Genomic DNA, 15,124 nt, shown 5'->3' on the forward strand with positions numbered 1-15,124 from the left:
CGGCTCGGGAGGAATGTCAATGAGCAACACAGGGACCCGCTTCAACGGCACGCTGAAAAAATGGGACATCGATCGAGGCTTTGGCTTCCTCGCGGCCGAACAGGGTGGACAGGACGTGTTCGTTCACGTCTCGTCATTTCCCCGCGACGGCCACCAGCCCATCGTGGGTGAGCCACTCACCTTCGAGATCGACCGAGATCGTGATGGGCGCAAGCGGGCTGTGCGGGTGCAAAGGCCTGGCGTGGCGCGAGCGATGCCCAAGCCCCACACCCGAATCGATCGCCATCGCCGAACGGCTCGATCCAACTCGCGGACATCGTGGTCGTTTCGAACGGGCCTCATCGCGCTCCTGCTGATCGCCAGCCTCGTGGGGTTCGTCTACAACCAGTTCACCGGTGCGCGCGAACGCGCGGCCCGGCTTTCGGTGGCACCACCCGTGGAATCGCTCGTTGCCCCGACGACTGCGGTTCCCGAGTCGCCGCGACCGCCACCCGTGGTTTCCCGTCCGTTGACCGCCCAGGCGCCTGCCCAGCGCGCATCGTTCCAGTGCGATGGCCGCCAGCACTGTTCGCAGATGTCTTCCTGCGCAGAGGCGACCTATTTCCTGAAGAACTGCCCAGGCACCCAGATGGACGGGGACGGCGATGGGGTTCCCTGTGAGCAGCAGCTCTGCAACGGGTCTTTTGGACGGTGACGTAGCCAGCTGCCGCGCCTCAAGCCTGCCAGACCCCGAACCCCGCCGACCGCAGGTCGATCCCCACCTCGATCTCCTTGTCCACCGCGTCGTCGTAGCGCATCGGGTTGAAGCCCTCGTACAAGTCCGGCAGCAGGCGCAGGCCGTACTTGAAGACGTACGAGTTCGACTGGATGCCTGCCTTGTGCTTGTCGAAGCGCACGTCCGGGTCCAGGCCGGTCATGCCCACGTACACGCAGGGCTTGCCGTCCACGTAGTCCGGGTTGCACTGGCGGAACTTGTGCTCGAGCAGCACGTCTTTGTGCAGCTCGATGACGTAGACGTGGTGGTGGGGGCGACGGCTCATGGCGGGGTGCGGGGCGGCGGCCATTATGGGTCGCTCTCTATAATCGCGCCCTTTTTCCCAACGGGGCCCGGCCATGCAGCTTGAGATTGCGCAGTCCACACCCACGGCCGCCGCCATGGCGCGCGTGGTCCAGGCCCACTACCCGCTGGGCGATGTGGTGGCCGCTGAATTCCTGCGGCGCAGCTTCAACCAGGTGTATGGCCTGACGCTGGCGGACGGCCGCCGCGTGGTGGCCCGGCTGTGCGCGGCGCGCCCGCGCGGCGAGCCCCGGCTGCGGTTCGAGGCCGACGTGTTGCAGCACCTGCGCGCGCGTGGCTGCCCCGTGGCCGCGAGCCTGCCCACCACCAACGGCGACGTGGCGGTGCGCATCACGCTGCCCGAAGGCGAACGCGAGGTGATGCTGTTCGAACACCTGGACGGCGAAGCCACCACCGACCTGCCTGCCAACATCGAGGCCTTTGGCCGCGGCCTGGCGCAACTGCACACGGCGGGTGAAGGATGGCAGAGCGACGCGCCCCACTACACCCTGAATCTGGATCACCTGCTGCTGCGTCCGCTGCAACACCTGTTGCGCGCGCCCACCATGACGGCCGAACTCCGCCCCCAATTCGAAGCCCTCGGCTTGCGCCTGCACGACCGAGTCGCCGCGCTTGGCGAACTCACCCAGGTGCTCTGCCACGGCGACGCGCACAGCGACAACAACTTCATCACCGTGAACGAGGGCGAGAACGGCGCAGGTGAACGCCAGGCCGTGTTTTTCGATTTCGACGACACAGGCCCAGGCTACCTCGCCTACGAACTCGCCGTGTACCCGTGGTGGCTGCACCCGCGCAACGTGGACGGCGTGTGGAGCGAGAAGGCGCTGGTGCGGTGGAACCACTTCATCTCCGCCTATCAGGCGGTGCGCCCCTTGACCGAAACCGACCTGGCCGCCCTGCCCATGTTCGTGGCGGTGCGCCAGTTCTGGCTGCTGGGCGAATACGCCGGGCGCGTGCCTGTGTGGGGCTCGCAGGCCATGCCGCTGGACTATCTGCAGCGGCAGGTGAAGGTGTTGACGCAGTGGGAGGGGCTGGAGCTGGCTGTCGCTGGAGTCACGGCGGCGGGCAGTGAGTCAACCTCACGCTCATGAGTGACTAGAGCCAGACCCGCCCATCCCCAGGCCCGGTATCGATCGTGAATTCCGGCGAGCCACCCAGCACGAAGGCGCCCAGCACGAAGCTCAGCACCGCGATGAACAGGCTGGCCCAGAACGCCGTCCAGAACCCATCCACCTTGAAGCCGTCCACGATCTTCGCCACCAGCAACAGCATCAGCGCGTTGATGACCAGCAGGAACAGGCCGAAGGTGAGCACGGTCAACGGCAGGGTGAGGAAGACCAGCAGCGGCCGCACGATGGCATTGGCCAGGCCCAGCAACAGGGCCGACACCACCAGCGCCGAGGTGCTGCCGAATCGGATGCCCTTGAACAGATGGCTCGCCACCCAGAGGGAGAGGGCGGTGATGGCCCAATGGAGGAGGAAGGGGGTCAGGTTGGTGAGCATGCAGAGGTCCTGGAGGTCATTTGGCCCAGGAGTCCTTCAACCCCGTGACCCGGTTGAATACCGGCTCCCCAATCTCATGATCCACCCGATCTGCCACAAAGTACCCGTGCCGCTCGAACTGGAACTTCTCGTCTGGTTTCGCCGCCGCCAGTGAAGGCTCCACATAAGCGGTGACGACTTTCAAACTGTCCGGGTTCAGCGCCTCGATGAAGTCCTTGCCCCCCGCATCCGGGTGCGGGTCGCTGAACAGGCGGTCGTAGAGGCGCACTTCGGCTTGCACGCCGTCGGCCACGCTCACCCAGGTGATGGCGGCTTTGGCTTTCACGCTGTCGGCGCCGGGGGTGCCGCTCTTGGTGTCGGGGATCACTTTGGCGTGCACTTCGGTCACTGTGCCGGCTGCGTCCTTGGCGCCCACCCCGGTGCACTCGATGATGTAGCCGCCTTTCAAGCGCACCACATTGCCGGGGAACAGGCGCTTGTAGCCCTTGGGCGGCACTTCTTCAAAGTCTTCGCGTTCGATCCACACCTCTCTGCCGATCTTGAAGGTGCGATCGGGCGGCGCGGGCTGGCCTTCGGGCACGGCGCTGTGGGGCAGGGCGGGCTGGGTGCAGTCTTCGGTGTGGTCGTCGGAGCCGAACACCTCACCCCAGTTGGTGAGCACCAGCTTGACCGGGTCGAGCACGGCCATCCCTCGGTGGGCCTTGTTCTCCAGGTCTTCGCGCAGGCAGCCCTCCAGCGTTCCATAGTCGATCCAGGAATCGCTTTTGGTCACGCCGATGCGGTCGGCGAACAGCTGGATGCTCTCGGGCGTGTAGCCGCGCCGACGCAGGCCGACGATGGTGGGCATGCGCGGGTCGTCCCAGCCGTTGACCTTGTGGTCGTACACCAGTTGCGCGAGCTTGCGTTTGCTGGTGATCACGTACGTGAGGTTCAGCCGCGCAAATTCGTATTGCCGTGGCGGCGGGCTTTTCAGCAAGCCGCCTTCGCACAGGCGTTCCAGCAGCCAGTCGTAAAACGGGCGCTGGTCTTCGAATTCCAGCGTGCAGAAGGAATGGGTGATCTGCTCCAGCGCGTCCTCGATGGGGTGCGCGTAGGTGTACATGGGGTAGATGCACCACTTGTCACCGGTGTGGTGGTGCGTGGCGCGGCGAATGCGGTAGATGGCCGGGTCGCGGAGATTGATGTTGGGGCTGGCCATGTCGATCTTCGCGCGCAGCACCATGCTGCCGTCTTCGTGCTGGCCGTCGCGCATTTCGCGGAAGCGCGCCAGGTTCTCGGCCGGTGTGCGGCTGCGGAAGGGGCTGTCCACGCCAGGCTTGCCGAAATCGCCGCGGTTCACGCGCATCTGCTCCACGGTCTGTTCGTCCACGTAGGCGTGGCCGGCCTCCACCAGGTACTCGGCGGCGCGGTACATGAAGTCGAAGTAATCGCTGGCCTGGTAGAGGTGGGTCTCGCCTTGGGCCTGCCAATCGAAGCCGAGCCACTTCACGGCATCGATGATGCTGTTGACGTACTCGGTGTCTTCCTTCTCGGGGTTGGTGTCGTCAAAGCGCAGGTGGCAAACGCCGCCGTAGTCGCGCGCCAGGCCGAAGTTCAGGCAGATGCTCTTGGCGTGTCCCACGTGCAGGTAGCCGTTGGGCTCGGGCGGGAACCGGGTGCGGATTTTTGCCGGGTCGGGTTGCCCGGCGGCGTGGTGGGCCGCGTCCCCGGGGCTGCCGGCCCATTGCCGGCTGGCATAGGTGCCGGCGGCCAGGTCGTGTTCAATGATCTGGCGCAGGAAGTTGCTGACCTTGTGTTCGCCGTCTTCGGCGGGGGTGTGGGGCTTGCTGGCGGGGGTGGTGGAGCTCATGCCGCATTCTATTGATGTGGTTTGCCGCGGCACGGGTTTCCGCTATCGTCCTGCCCACAGGAAGAGGAAACACATATGAACAAAGACAATCCCGACACCATGCCCGGCGAAGAGCCCTCGCGCTGGGAGATCACCCAGGCCGAAGATGTGTTTCTGCCCAGCGTGCGGGTGCAGATCTCGTGGCGCGACGTGCAGAACGCCGTGGAGCAGGGCGCCATCGTGCCCACCGAGGCACATGCGCTCTGGGCGTCGTGGGCCACGCCGGGCAGCCCGCTGCGCGTGAAGGCCGCGCCCGATATCGACACGCATCCCCAGCCGCTCGAAGCACTTCCGCAGCCCGCGCGGGTGCATGCCAGCCCGGTGTTCTCCTTCACCAACACGCTCTATTACTTCGGCGGCATGCTGGCCATTGGCGCCATGACGCTCTTCATGACGCTGGGCTGGGAGCTGTTTGGCGCCTGGGGCGTATTTGCGCTCGCGCTGGGCTACCTCGTGGGCGCGCTGGCGGTGGCGGGCAACCTCCTGAAAAAGGGCCTGCGCACGCCAGCCGGCATCCTCGCCACGCTGGCGGTGTGCCTGGTGTCGCTGGTGGTGTGGTCCTTCCAGGTTGGCGTCGGTTTGTGGCCAGAAGGTGGACCCGACAGCTACCGCGATTACCACCGCTTCATCGACTGGCGCTGGCTCACGCTGGAACTGGCCACCCTGGCCGCCGCCGTGGTGCTGCTGTGGCGCTACAAGCTGCCCTTCATGGTGATGCCGGTGGCCGTGACGCTCTGGTACATGAACATGGACGTGGCGCACATGCTGATGCAGAAAGAAGGCTTCGACTGGGAGTTCACGCGCGACGTGTCGATGGTGTTCGGCCTGGTCACCTGCGCCATTGCGGTGTGGGTGGACCTGCGCACCCGCACCGCCACCGAGGCCGAAGACCGCCAGGACTTCGCCTTCTGGCTCTACCTGTTTGGCGCGGTCATGTTCTGGTGTGGCCTGAGCCTGCGCGAAAGCGAGTCCGAGCTCAACAAGTTCCTCTACGGACTGATCAACGTGTTCCTGGTGTTCCTGGGCGCTGCCATCGGCCGGCGCGTGTTCACCGTGCTGGGCGGGTTTGGCGTGGCAGGTTACCTGGGCTACCTGGCGCACCGCGTGTTCGAAAACAGCCTGCTGTTCCCGTTTGCGCTCACGCTGCTCGGCCTGGCGGTGGTGGCGCTGGGCATCTGGTGGCAGCGCAATGAAGCCGCCATCCATGCCCGCCTGGCGAGCTGGCTGCCAGCGGCACTGAAGCCGCTGGCGTCCGGCTGAGTTCGCTCAATACGTCAGGTTCAGCTGCAGCACGGCGGTGGTGCCGCTCACCTCGTTGCCCACCACCAGCAGCGGCTTGCCGTTGGGTGAATCCTTCGCGGCGATGAACACCAGGCCTTCGGGGCCCAGATCACCAGCGGTGGCCAGGTCGGGTGGGTCGGTCAGCCATTCGTCGCGGGTGTTCAGGTAGTCCACGCGGGTGGGCGCCATCGGGTTGGTGATGTCGTACACCAGCACCCCGCCCATGCGCTCCAGACCGATGAAGGCAAAGGTCTTGTTGCCGATCTTGCCCAGCGCCAGGCCTTCGGGTTCGGGGCCCTTGGCGTCGCTGCGGCTGTCCATGGCGTTGCCTTCGTCGTGGCCGGAGTTGAAGTACGTGGCGCAGGGAATGCTGCGGCTGCGGCCGAGCCGGCAGTCCGGGCTCTCCAAAAATTTCTCGATCGCCGAGCCCGAGTCCCACACCAGCGTGCCATTGGCGTTCCAGATGCTGAACGAGCGCGCGCCGTAGCTGTAGAGCTGGTCGTACATGAGGCGGTTGCCGGCGGGGTCGGCCACGCCAGCGGCGGAAAACATCATGGGCGAACCGTCTGGGTTGGTGCGGTAGCCCATGGTCCAGCTGATGTTCAGGCGGCCCAGCGCGGCGTCGGCACGGCAGCCGGCCGGGTCGCCGGCGATGGCGCCGCAGTAGCTGAAGGTGGCGGGGTCGAGCAGGCCGCCCGCGGCCAGGGCGTTCAGTTGCGGCGGCAGGTCGTCGCCCGCGCGACCGGCCCAGCCGTTGCGGTTCACCAGGTGCTTCACGCGGAATTCTTCGACGAAGCCCTGGGTGGCGTCGCCGGCCCAGTAGGCGGCATTGCCTTCGCCCCAGGCGCGCGCATCGCCTTCGTTGGCGGTCACCAGGTAGGTCTGGCCGCCCACGGTGTAGGAGGCCATCGCGTCGGGCAGGTACATGCCGCGCACGCCCGGCCAGGTGCGGATGTTGATGATGGAGCCGTCGGTGTCGGAGGCGTCGAGTTCGTTGCCGGCCACGCCGTGGTCCTTGAAGCCCAGCGGCAGGACGTTGGTGACGGTGGCGGTGGCGATGTTCACGCGCGCCAGGGCGTTGTTCTCCTGCAGCGTCACCCAGGCCGTGGTGCCGTCGGCCGAGACGGCGATGTATTCCGGCTCCAGGTCTTGGGCGGCGGTGGCGCCGGGGCCGTAGATGCGCACGCCCTGCGCGCGCAGCGTGGCTTCCTGCCCGTTGAAGGCGGCGAACGTGGCCTTGCGTTCCACCGGCGTGGCCGGGTTGCGCACGTCGATCACGCTCACGCTGCCTTCGGGGTCGATCTGGTAGTCGTCGCTGGGCTCGCCCTCGTTGGCCACGAGCACGGTGTTGCCGTCGGGCGTGAAAGTCACCATGTCGGGCAGGGCGCCCACGGCCACCGAGCCGAGCAGGGCGAGGTCGCTCGCGCGGTAGAGCGCCATGCGGCCGTTGTCGGTTTTCACGGGCGCCTGGATGGCCACGGCCACGATGCCGTTGTGCACCGCCACGCTGTTGATTTCGGCGCCGGCCAGCACGGCGGTGGCGTCGAGCACGTTGATCTTTACCGGCGCAGCCGGATTGCTCAGGTCGAGCACGTCGACGGCGCCGAGCTGGGCGTTCACCACGAAGAGGCGCTTGCTGGCGGCATCAAAGGCCGGAATCTCGGCCGCGCTCACGCCGAACTGGCCGGTGCTGTAGCCGCCGATTTTCTCCAGCGTGAGTCTGACCGGCGTGGCTTCGGGCACGGGCGTGCCGGGGGCTGGCGCGGGCGGGTTGTCGCCGCCGCCACCGCAGGCGGCGAGGACGGCGGTCATGACGAGGGTGGAGCTGAACAAGCGGAGGGAAGTGGGTCTCATGGTGGGTCGTGACAGTCGGGGTGGAAACCCCCGGTTGTATGGACCCGCCGTGACGGTGGTGTGACGAAACGGTGTCGGCGTGCGTCGCCACCCGCAGCTACTGGCCGAAGCGCGGGCCGTCTTTCAGGAACGTCCGTTCCTCGTCCGTGCTCTCGCGCCCCAGGGCCGCATTGCGGTGCGGGAAGCGGCCAAAGCGCAGCACGATGTCCCGGTGCAGCCGGGCGAAGTGAAGGTTGCGCGCCAGCTTCTCGCGCAGCGCCGCCTCGCTGCTGTCGTGCAGTTGCTGGAAGCGCGCCACCGCCTCGTCCTGCAGGGCGAGGTTTTCAGCGTGCACGAGTGGCATGTAGAGAAACACGCGGCCCACGGGCGCCATGTCACGGTCCATCCCGCTGGCCAGCGCCGCTTGCACCAGTTGCTGGGCACGCGCATCGCCGGCGAACGCTCGCGGCTGGCCGCGGTGGATGTTGCGCGGGAACTGGTCGAGCAGCAGCACCAGCGCCAGGCGGGTTTCCACCTGCGCCTCCCACGCGCCCAGGCCGCCATCCAGGGCTTGTTCCACCCGCGCGCCGAAGCGATCCCGGATGGTGGCGTCCAGCTTCGGACCGCCCGCGAACCAGAGATCGTCGCGGTCGTCCGAGCACCAGCCGCGTTCCAGGCCGTCGCCGAGCCAGAAATCGATGACGTCCTGCGCACTGGGCGGGTGGGATGGGGCGGGTGTATTCATGGTTTTCCCTAGGAAGTGGATACCTTTACCGGTGTCGTTACGTCTGGCTACGACTTTGACCGTGCATGTGGAACAGCGTAGCGCGGAAAATTCTGTAATACGTTCACAGGGTGCCATCCAGCCCTGCCTAAGGAGCCCCACATGAAAGCCTTGTCGTTCACCACCGCCTGGAGCCGCAGCTCGGGCTGGGCACGCGGTCTCACCATCGCCACCCTGGCCGCCGGCGCCTGGGCACTGTCCGGCATCGCCACGCAGGCCCAGGCCCGCGGCAATGACGTGTACTTCTCCATCGGCGTGAACACCCCCGGCGTTGCCGTGGGCGTGTCCAACGCGCCGCCGGTGTATTACGCGCCGCGCCCGGTCTACCACGCGCCGCGCCCCATCTACTACGCACCGCCCCCGGTGTATTACGTGCCGCCACCGGCCTACTACGCCCCGCGTCCGGTCTACCGTTCGCATTGGGGCCACGGTCCCCGTTTCGATGACCGCCGCCACGGTCACGGCCACCGCGGCCATCGCGGTCACCGTCACGGGCATCGTTGATCGAGTCAGAAGCCACAACCGGGACACGGTGGAAACGTGAATGGATACGTTCACATCGCTTTGAACCGGTCCGCATAAAGGCGGCTCACGGCCAGCGGTTCCGGCCGCCCGCGCAGCCGCAGACTCATTCGCCCGGCTTCGTTGCGTGTGACGCTGTCGATGGCATCGGCGCGCACCACGGTGCCGCGGTGGATCTGCCAGAACACGGCGGGGTCCAGTTGGGGCAGCAGTTCTTTGAGCGGTGTGCGGATCAGCACTTCGCTGTCCCGGGTCAGCACGCGCACGTACTTGTCGGCGGCCTCGAACACCAGCACCTCGCGAATGGGCACCATGCGGATGCCCTGGCCCACGCTGGCGGGAATCACCTGCAGTCGCGGAGCTGGCGGCTGGGCGCCACCCGCCAGCAGGGCGCGCAGCTGGGCCATGGACTCGTCCAGCCCCGCTGGCGCGGTGCGCCGGGCCGCCAGCTGGGCCTGAACGCGCTGCACCGCTCGCGCCAGCCGCTCGGGTTGCACGGGCTTGAGCAGGTAGTCGACCGCCTGGGCCTCGAAGGCCTGCACCGCGTAGGCGTCGTAGGCCGTGACGAACACGATCGCAGGAAAGGGCGAGCCTTCCGGCCACTCGTCCGCCAGCTCGGCGGCGGCCTCCAGTCCGCTCAGGCCGGGCATCCTGATATCGAGGAACAGCACGTCTGGCGCCTGCGCCAGCGCCAGGGCCACGGCCGATTCGCCATCGCCCACCACGGCGCTGATGCGAAGCGTGGGCCACGCGAGCGCCAGCTCGGCCTGCAGTGCCTGCGCCAGCAGCGGCTCGTCTTCGGCGATCAGCGCGGTGGGGTTCACGTCAGGCCCCTTTCAAGGGCAGGGTGAGCACGGCGCGTGTGCCGGCGCCGGGGCGGCTGTCCCAGTCCAGCCGGGCCTGGCCGGGGTAGGCGGTGTCCAGGCGCTCGCGCACTTGCGCCAGCCCGAACCCGGCTTGCGGTTCGGCATCGCAACCCACGCCGGTGTCGCTCACCTCCAGTTCGAGGCCGCTGGCGCCCGCGCGCGCAGTCACCTGCACGTCGCCCCCTTCGCGGCTGGGCTCGAGACCGTGGCGAATGCTGTTCTCCACCAAAGGCTGCAGCAGCAGCGGCGGCACGCTCTGGCCCGCGAGGCTTTCAGGGAGTTCCAGCGTGTAGCGCAGGCGCGGGCCCATGCGCACGGCCATGAGTTCCAGGTAGTCCCGCAGCCGCGCGAACTCGTCGGCGAGCGTGTGGCGACCCGCGGTGGCCTCGGTGCGCGACGCGGTGAGCGTGGCGCGCAGGTAGCCGTTGAGCCGGTCCAGCATGGCGGTGGCACGGTCGGGGTCGGTACCGATGAGCGCGCGCAGGTTGGCCAGCGTGTTGAACAGCATGTGCGGTTCAAGCTGCGATTCCAGCAGCTTGAGCCGCGCTTCGCTGGCCTGGCGCTGCGCTTCTTCCTGGGCCAGGCGCGCACGCGCCAGCATTTCGCGGCTGGTGAAGAAATAGGCGCCAAAGCCGCCGGCAGAAAGCGACATGAGCACGAAGCCCAGCGTGGCGCGCGGGAAGTTGTTCAGACCCATCAAAAGCTCGCGTCCCAGCAGCAGGTTGGCCGACACGCTGCCCACCAGGTACGAAGCCAGCACCGAAGCCACCACCAGCGCTGCCATGGCCGGGGCGCCGGGCCAGCCGCCCGGGTTGAGCACGTAGCGCCCGCCGTCGATCAGCACCCAGATGCACAGGCCGATGAACTGCGAATAGAGCATGTTCACGGCAAAGCTTTCGCCGCTGACCACGGTGATGGCCAGCGCAATCACGGTGTTGAACACCACCGCCGCCAGGGCACGGCGGGCGATGGTGGCGGGCTTGAACGGCGGCATGGACGCAGTATCCCGCACGCCGGGCGCCGCGGTCACAGACCGTTTCGATCGCGGGTCAGGCGCTCGCGCTCCTGCGCCACCAGGCGGTCGTGCAGTCCGCCGCCACCCAGCGCGATCCACACACCCACGCCGTGCATGAGCAGGCCAAGGCCCCAGCCCAGCGCGGGGTAGATGGCCCAGTGGCGGCCGCTGCTGAAAGACAGGAAGGCCAGCGCGGTGTTGACGGCCAGAAACACCAGCGCGTGCACGTACCAGCCCATGCGGGCACCGGCGCGGCGGCGCGCACGGCTTTCGAGTTCGTCGTCGACCAGGGGGCGGGAAGTGGGATACATGGACATCTCCAGAGGGTTGGGAAAAGCAGGTTCAGGCGAGGCCCAGCCACTGGCCCCAGACCAGCTGGCCCAGGGTGCGGTGGGGCAGGAGCGTGAAGGCCCCCGCGCCCACGCAGCCGGCCAAGTAGAGCGAGAGCATCGTGATGCGGTGGCCGCGCACGTTGCCGTGCAGCAGAAACCGGAAGGCGAAGAACAGGGCGCCCAGCACCACCGGCACCAGCAGGTGCACCGGCGAGAAGCCGGCGATGTTGGGCATGTGCGGGTCGCTGATGAAGATGGCCGAGATCGCGGTGACCAGCATCAGCGTGACCCAGGCGTAGCCGGCCGCGCGGTGCAGGCGGGGGCGCTGGCCAGTGGGCTGGCGGCGCGCCCACAGGGCGAGCGGGCCAATGAGCACGGCGGCCAGGGCGGCGGCCAGGTGGATGGCGATGACGGGGGTGAGCTGCATGGCGAACTCCTGGGAGTGGATGGGTGACGCGGACTGTGCCCAGGCGCCTCTGGGTTCGCCATGCGTTTGCGACGGACATGCCGGCCGCGTTCGCGAAACGCGTTCTGGCGGCGTGAAGTGCAGTCGGCAAAGACTCTTTACCGGCGAGAAACCGCGTGGTTACCCTGCAGAGATGTGAATCAGGGGCCCGTTCCTACAATGGGCCTCATGAAAAAGTCCTCGTGGATCTCTGGCGTGGTGGTGCTGGCCTTGCTCGCGGGAGGGGGTTGGTGGTGGACGCAGCGCAACGCGCAGTCCGCCGTGCAGTACCGCACCGCCACCCTGGAACGCGGGCCGCTGCAGGCCAGCGTGTCGGCCAGCGGCACGGTCAATCCGGTGACGCAGGTCTCGGTCGGCACCCAGGTCTCCGGCCAGTTGCGCGGCGTCTACGCCGACTTCAACACCGAGGTCAAGGCCGGCCAGCTCATCGCGGAGATCGATCCGCAGACCTTCGAATACCGCGTCCGATCGGCCCAGGCCGATGTGGATGCCGCCCGCGCTGCCGTGGGCATTGCCGTGGCGAATGCGGCCTCGTCGCGGGCCAACGTGTCGCGCGCGCAGACCGACCTGGCCGAGGCCAGGCGCGCCCACGACCGCAACGTCAGCCTCGTGGCCCAGGGATTCATTGCGCAGAGCGAGGCCGACCGCACCCGGGCAGCGGTGAACTCGGCACAGGAGTCGGTCAACGCCGTGCAGGCGCTGGTGAGCGTGAGCCAGGCTCAGATCCAGAGCGCCCAGGCCAATGTGGCCCAGCGCGAAGCTGCGCTGGCGCAGGCGCGCATCGATCTCTCGCGCACCCGCATCACGTCGCCGGTGGACGGCATCGTGATCAAGCGCACCGTGGAAAAGGGCCAGACGGTGGCCGCCAGCCTGCAGGCGCCCGAGCTGTTCGTGATTGCCCAGAACCTCTCTGACATGCAGGTCGACGCCAGCATCGACGAGGCCGACGTCGGCCGCATCCGGCCAGGGCAGAAGACCACCTTCACGGTGGATGCGTTTCCTGGCCAGACCTTCGAAGGCGAAGTGCGACAGGTGCGCAAGGCCGCCACCAATGTCTCCAACGTGGTGACCTACGTGGCGGTGGTCGGGTTCGCCAACCACAGCGGCCGTCTCCTGCCGGGCATGACCGCCAACGTGCGCGTGGTGACCTCGGCGCGCGAGGACGCGCTCAAGGTGCCCAATGCGGCACTGCGCGTTCGGCTGGCCGGCGTGGAGCCCGCCGCGCGCGCCGCACCGGCGGGCCCGGTGGACGCGCCCCAGGGCGCCGCCTCCGCACCCGGCGGCAGCGGCACCGCGTCGCGGGCGAACGGCCAGCCACCGCGCGGCATGGGCGCCGGGGGCGCAGGCGGCCGTGGCGCAAGTTCGCGCGGACGCATCTTCCTGCTGGGTGCCGATGGTAAGCCCACCGCCCACGACGTGCGCCTGGGTGTGACCGATGGCACCAGCACCGAGTTGCTGGTGCAGCCCGAATCGGCCGATGCCTCGGTGCTCACGGCAGGGGCCACCGTGGTCACCGGCGTGACCGGTGGCGCGGCCACCAGCGCACCGGGCGCCCGCGCCCCGGCCGGTCCCCGCATGCCGTTCTGAATTCGATGACCCCCGCCACCCCCGCCCTCATCGACGCGCGCGACCTCGTCAAGACCTATGCCATGGGCGACCAGGAGGTTCGCGCCCTGGACGGCGTCTCGCTGCAGATCGAGACGGGGGGCTTCGTCGCCATCATGGGCGCATCGGGTTCGGGCAAGTCCACGCTGATGAACATCCTGGGGTGCCTGGACCGGCCCACCAGCGGCCACTACAGCCTGGCCGGCGAGGCGGTGGAATCGCTGGATGGCGATGCGCTGGCCAGCGTGCGCAACCGCCGCATCGGCTTCGTGTTCCAGCAGTTCAACCTTTTGCCGCGCACGAGCGCGCAGGAGAACGTGGAGTTGCCCATGGTGTACGCCGGCGTGCCCACCGCCGAGCGCCACCGCCGTGCACTGGAGGCCCTGCAGCGCGTGGGACTGGGCGAGCGAGCGGGCCACACGCCGGCCGAACTCTCCGGCGGGCAGCAGCAACGTGTGGCGATTGCGCGAGCGCTCGTCAACCAGCCGCAGCTGATCCTGGCCGACGAACCCACCGGCGCGCTGGACACACGCACCAGCGAGGACATCATGCGGCTGCTCACCGATCTCAACGACCAGGGCATCACCGTCGTGCTCGTCACGCACGAGCCCGACATCGCTGCCTGGGCACGTCGACGGCTGGTGTTCCGCGATGGCCGCATCGTCGAGGACGTGGTGCAGCAACCCGTTCGCCACGGAACGGCCGAGGTGCTGCCATGAACTTCGTGGCCGCACTGCGCAGTGCATGGCGCGCGCTCGCCTCCAACGCGCTGCGATCGATCCTCACCATGCTGGGCATCATCATCGGCGTGGCGGCGGTCATCACCATGATCGCGGTGGGCGCGGGCGCCACCGCGCGGGTGCAGGACCAGATGAAGAGCCTGGGCTCGAACATCATGCTGGTGATCCCGGGCGGGGTCACCTCGGGGGGGGTGAGGCTGGGGGCGCAGACGGCGCAGGGCCTGACGGAAGACGACGCGCAGGCGATCGCGCTCGAAGTGCCTGAGGTCCAGGTGGCCGCGCCGAGCTCGCGCACCAGCGCGCAAGTGGTCGCGGGCAACACCAACTGGGCCACCTCCGTGTTTGGCACCACCAACGACTACCTCGAAGCGCGCGACTGGCCACTGGCCACCGGGCGCCTGTTCGAAGACGCCGAGCTGCAGGGGTCGGCGAAGGTCGCCATCGTTGGGCTCACCGTGGCGCGCGAGCTCTTCGGCGACCAGGACCCGATCGACCAGGTGCTGCGCATCAAGGGCGTGCCCGTCACGGTGATCGGGCTGCTCGAACGCAAGGGCCAGAATTCCATGGGGCAGGACCAGGACGACGTGATCGTGATCCCCATCTCCACCTACCGCAACCGCATCCAGGGCGGTGGCGGCGGCCGCCTCAAACGCGTGGGCTCGATCAACGTGAAGGTGTATGAGGGCCAGAGCATGCAGGTGGCCGAAGACGCCATCAAGGAATTGCTGCGGCAGCGCAAGCGCGTGCAGCCGGGCAGCGACGACCCGTTCACGGTGCGCAACCTCACCGAAATCCTGCAGGCCCAGGAGGCCTCCAGCCAGGTGATGACCTTGTTGCTCTCGGCGGTGGCGGGCGTGAGCCTGGTGGTTGGTGGGATCGGCATCATGAACATCATGCTGGTCAGCGTGACCGAACGAACACGCGAGATCGGGCTTCGCATGGCCGTGGGTGCGCGCGGCCGCGACATCCTGAGCCAGTTCCTCATCGAGGCGGTGACGCTGTCGCTGATCGGGGGTGCCATCGGTGTGGTGCTCGGGGCCATCGCCACCTGGGCGGTGGGCCAGTTTGCCGGCTGGCAGGTCAGCATGACGCTGAACTCCATCGTGCTGGCGGCGGGGTTCTCCGCCTTCGTGGGCGTGTTCTTCGGCTTCTATCCCGCGCGGCGGGCCTCGCAACTGCTGCCCATCCAGGCGCTGCGCCACGAGTAGCCG

Annotated in this window: 16 protein-coding genes; 7 read left to right on the forward strand and 9 right to left on the reverse strand. The window is 67.9% G+C overall.

All coding sequences use genetic code 11. From position 1 onward, the window contains the following. Positions 1 to 19 precede the first annotated feature (19 nt). Positions 20 to 694: a cold shock domain-containing protein gene (locus ACTIEY_RS16275; RefSeq protein WP_439520169.1), complete on the forward strand. Its 675-nt coding sequence runs from the start codon at positions 20 to 22 to the stop codon at positions 692 to 694. A gap of 19 nt (positions 695 to 713) precedes the next feature. On the opposite strand, the gene ACTIEY_RS16280 is transcribed toward ACTIEY_RS16275, so the two are convergent. Further along, positions 714 to 1,040, reverse strand: a complete 327-nt coding sequence (locus tag ACTIEY_RS16280) for a hypothetical protein (RefSeq protein ID WP_439520170.1) — start codon at positions 1,038 to 1,040, stop codon at positions 714 to 716. A 73-nt stretch (positions 1,041 to 1,113) separates the two neighbouring features. Between ACTIEY_RS16280 and ACTIEY_RS16285 the strand changes: the two genes are divergently transcribed. Beyond that, on the forward strand, positions 1,114 to 2,169 hold the full coding sequence (locus ACTIEY_RS16285) for a phosphotransferase enzyme family protein (RefSeq protein WP_439520171.1): 1,056 nt from the start codon (positions 1,114 to 1,116) through the stop codon (positions 2,167 to 2,169). A 4-nt stretch (positions 2,170 to 2,173) separates the two neighbouring features. Here ACTIEY_RS16285 and ACTIEY_RS16290 read toward each other — a convergent pair whose 3' ends face one another. Together ACTIEY_RS16290 and ACTIEY_RS16295 are read right to left on the reverse strand one after the other, a co-directional pair. After that, positions 2,174 to 2,581 carry a phage holin family protein gene (locus ACTIEY_RS16290; protein WP_305540480.1) on the reverse strand — a complete coding sequence of 136 codons (408 nt, stop codon included), beginning with the start codon at positions 2,579 to 2,581 and terminating at the stop codon, positions 2,174 to 2,176. 16 nt (positions 2,582 to 2,597) lie between these two features. Beyond that, positions 2,598 to 4,430: a glutamine--tRNA ligase/YqeY domain fusion protein gene (locus ACTIEY_RS16295; protein WP_439520172.1), complete on the reverse strand. Its 1,833-nt coding sequence runs from the start codon at positions 4,428 to 4,430 to the stop codon at positions 2,598 to 2,600. Between the two features lie 75 nt (positions 4,431 to 4,505). Here ACTIEY_RS16295 and ACTIEY_RS16300 point away from each other — a divergent pair, with 75 nt between their 5' ends. Beyond that, entirely contained in the window at positions 4,506 to 5,729 is a 1,224-nt protein-coding gene (locus ACTIEY_RS16300; protein ID WP_439520173.1) for a DUF2157 domain-containing protein, read from the forward strand. 6 nt (positions 5,730 to 5,735) lie between these two features. Here the strand turns inward: ACTIEY_RS16300 and ACTIEY_RS16305 are convergent, their stop codons facing one another. Together ACTIEY_RS16305 and ACTIEY_RS16310 are read right to left on the reverse strand one after the other, a co-directional pair. Then, on the reverse strand, positions 5,736 to 7,562 hold the full coding sequence (locus ACTIEY_RS16305; protein WP_439520174.1) for a choice-of-anchor I family protein: 1,827 nt from the start codon (positions 7,560 to 7,562) through the stop codon (positions 5,736 to 5,738). Positions 7,563 to 7,701: 139 nt separating this feature from the next. Continuing rightward, positions 7,702 to 8,328: a DUF924 family protein gene (locus ACTIEY_RS16310; protein WP_439520175.1), complete on the reverse strand. Its 627-nt coding sequence runs from the start codon at positions 8,326 to 8,328 to the stop codon at positions 7,702 to 7,704. A gap of 141 nt (positions 8,329 to 8,469) precedes the next feature. On the opposite strand from ACTIEY_RS16310, the gene ACTIEY_RS16315 reads away from it, so the two are divergent. Next, entirely contained in the window at positions 8,470 to 8,871 is a 402-nt protein-coding gene (locus ACTIEY_RS16315) for a hypothetical protein (RefSeq protein WP_439520176.1), read from the forward strand. A gap of 50 nt (positions 8,872 to 8,921) precedes the next feature. Here the strand turns inward: ACTIEY_RS16315 and ACTIEY_RS16320 are convergent, their stop codons facing one another. The 4 genes from ACTIEY_RS16320 to ACTIEY_RS16335 are packed head-to-tail and all read right to left on the reverse strand — an operon-like array spanning position 8,922 to position 11,529. Further along, a complete protein-coding gene (locus ACTIEY_RS16320) occupies positions 8,922 to 9,713 on the reverse strand; it encodes a LytR/AlgR family response regulator transcription factor (protein WP_439520177.1) in 792 nt (263 codons plus the stop codon). Between the two features lies 1 nt (position 9,714). After that, the gene (locus ACTIEY_RS16325) at positions 9,715 to 10,749 is read right to left on the reverse strand and encodes a sensor histidine kinase (RefSeq protein ID WP_439520178.1); all 1,035 of its coding nucleotides are present in this window, start codon (positions 10,747 to 10,749) and stop codon (positions 9,715 to 9,717) included. A gap of 32 nt (positions 10,750 to 10,781) precedes the next feature. After that, the gene (locus ACTIEY_RS16330; protein ID WP_439520179.1) at positions 10,782 to 11,081 is read right to left on the reverse strand and encodes a 2TM domain-containing protein; all 300 of its coding nucleotides are present in this window, start codon (positions 11,079 to 11,081) and stop codon (positions 10,782 to 10,784) included. A gap of 31 nt (positions 11,082 to 11,112) precedes the next feature. Beyond that, positions 11,113 to 11,529: a DUF2306 domain-containing protein gene (locus ACTIEY_RS16335; protein WP_439520180.1), complete on the reverse strand. Its 417-nt coding sequence runs from the start codon at positions 11,527 to 11,529 to the stop codon at positions 11,113 to 11,115. A gap of 207 nt (positions 11,530 to 11,736) precedes the next feature. Here ACTIEY_RS16335 and ACTIEY_RS16340 point away from each other — a divergent pair, with 207 nt between their 5' ends. The 3 genes from ACTIEY_RS16340 to ACTIEY_RS16350 are packed head-to-tail and all read left to right on the forward strand — an operon-like array spanning position 11,737 to position 15,121. Beyond that, positions 11,737 to 13,155, forward strand: a complete 1,419-nt coding sequence (locus tag ACTIEY_RS16340; protein WP_439520181.1) for an efflux RND transporter periplasmic adaptor subunit — start codon at positions 11,737 to 11,739, stop codon at positions 13,153 to 13,155. Between the two features lie 5 nt (positions 13,156 to 13,160). After that, positions 13,161 to 13,892, forward strand: coding sequence for an ABC transporter ATP-binding protein (locus tag ACTIEY_RS16345; protein ID WP_439520182.1), 732 nt, complete (start codon positions 13,161 to 13,163; stop codon positions 13,890 to 13,892). After that, entirely contained in the window at positions 13,889 to 15,121 is a 1,233-nt protein-coding gene (locus ACTIEY_RS16350; protein ID WP_439520183.1) for an ABC transporter permease, read from the forward strand. Before ACTIEY_RS16345 ends, ACTIEY_RS16350 begins: the two co-directional genes overlap by 4 nt. Positions 15,122 to 15,124 lie beyond the last annotated feature (3 nt).

Origin of the sequence: Hydrogenophaga sp. (assembly GCF_051858985.1) — a bacterium.
In the GTDB taxonomy this organism is placed as follows: Bacteria; Pseudomonadota; Gammaproteobacteria; order Burkholderiales; family Burkholderiaceae_C; genus Hydrogenophaga.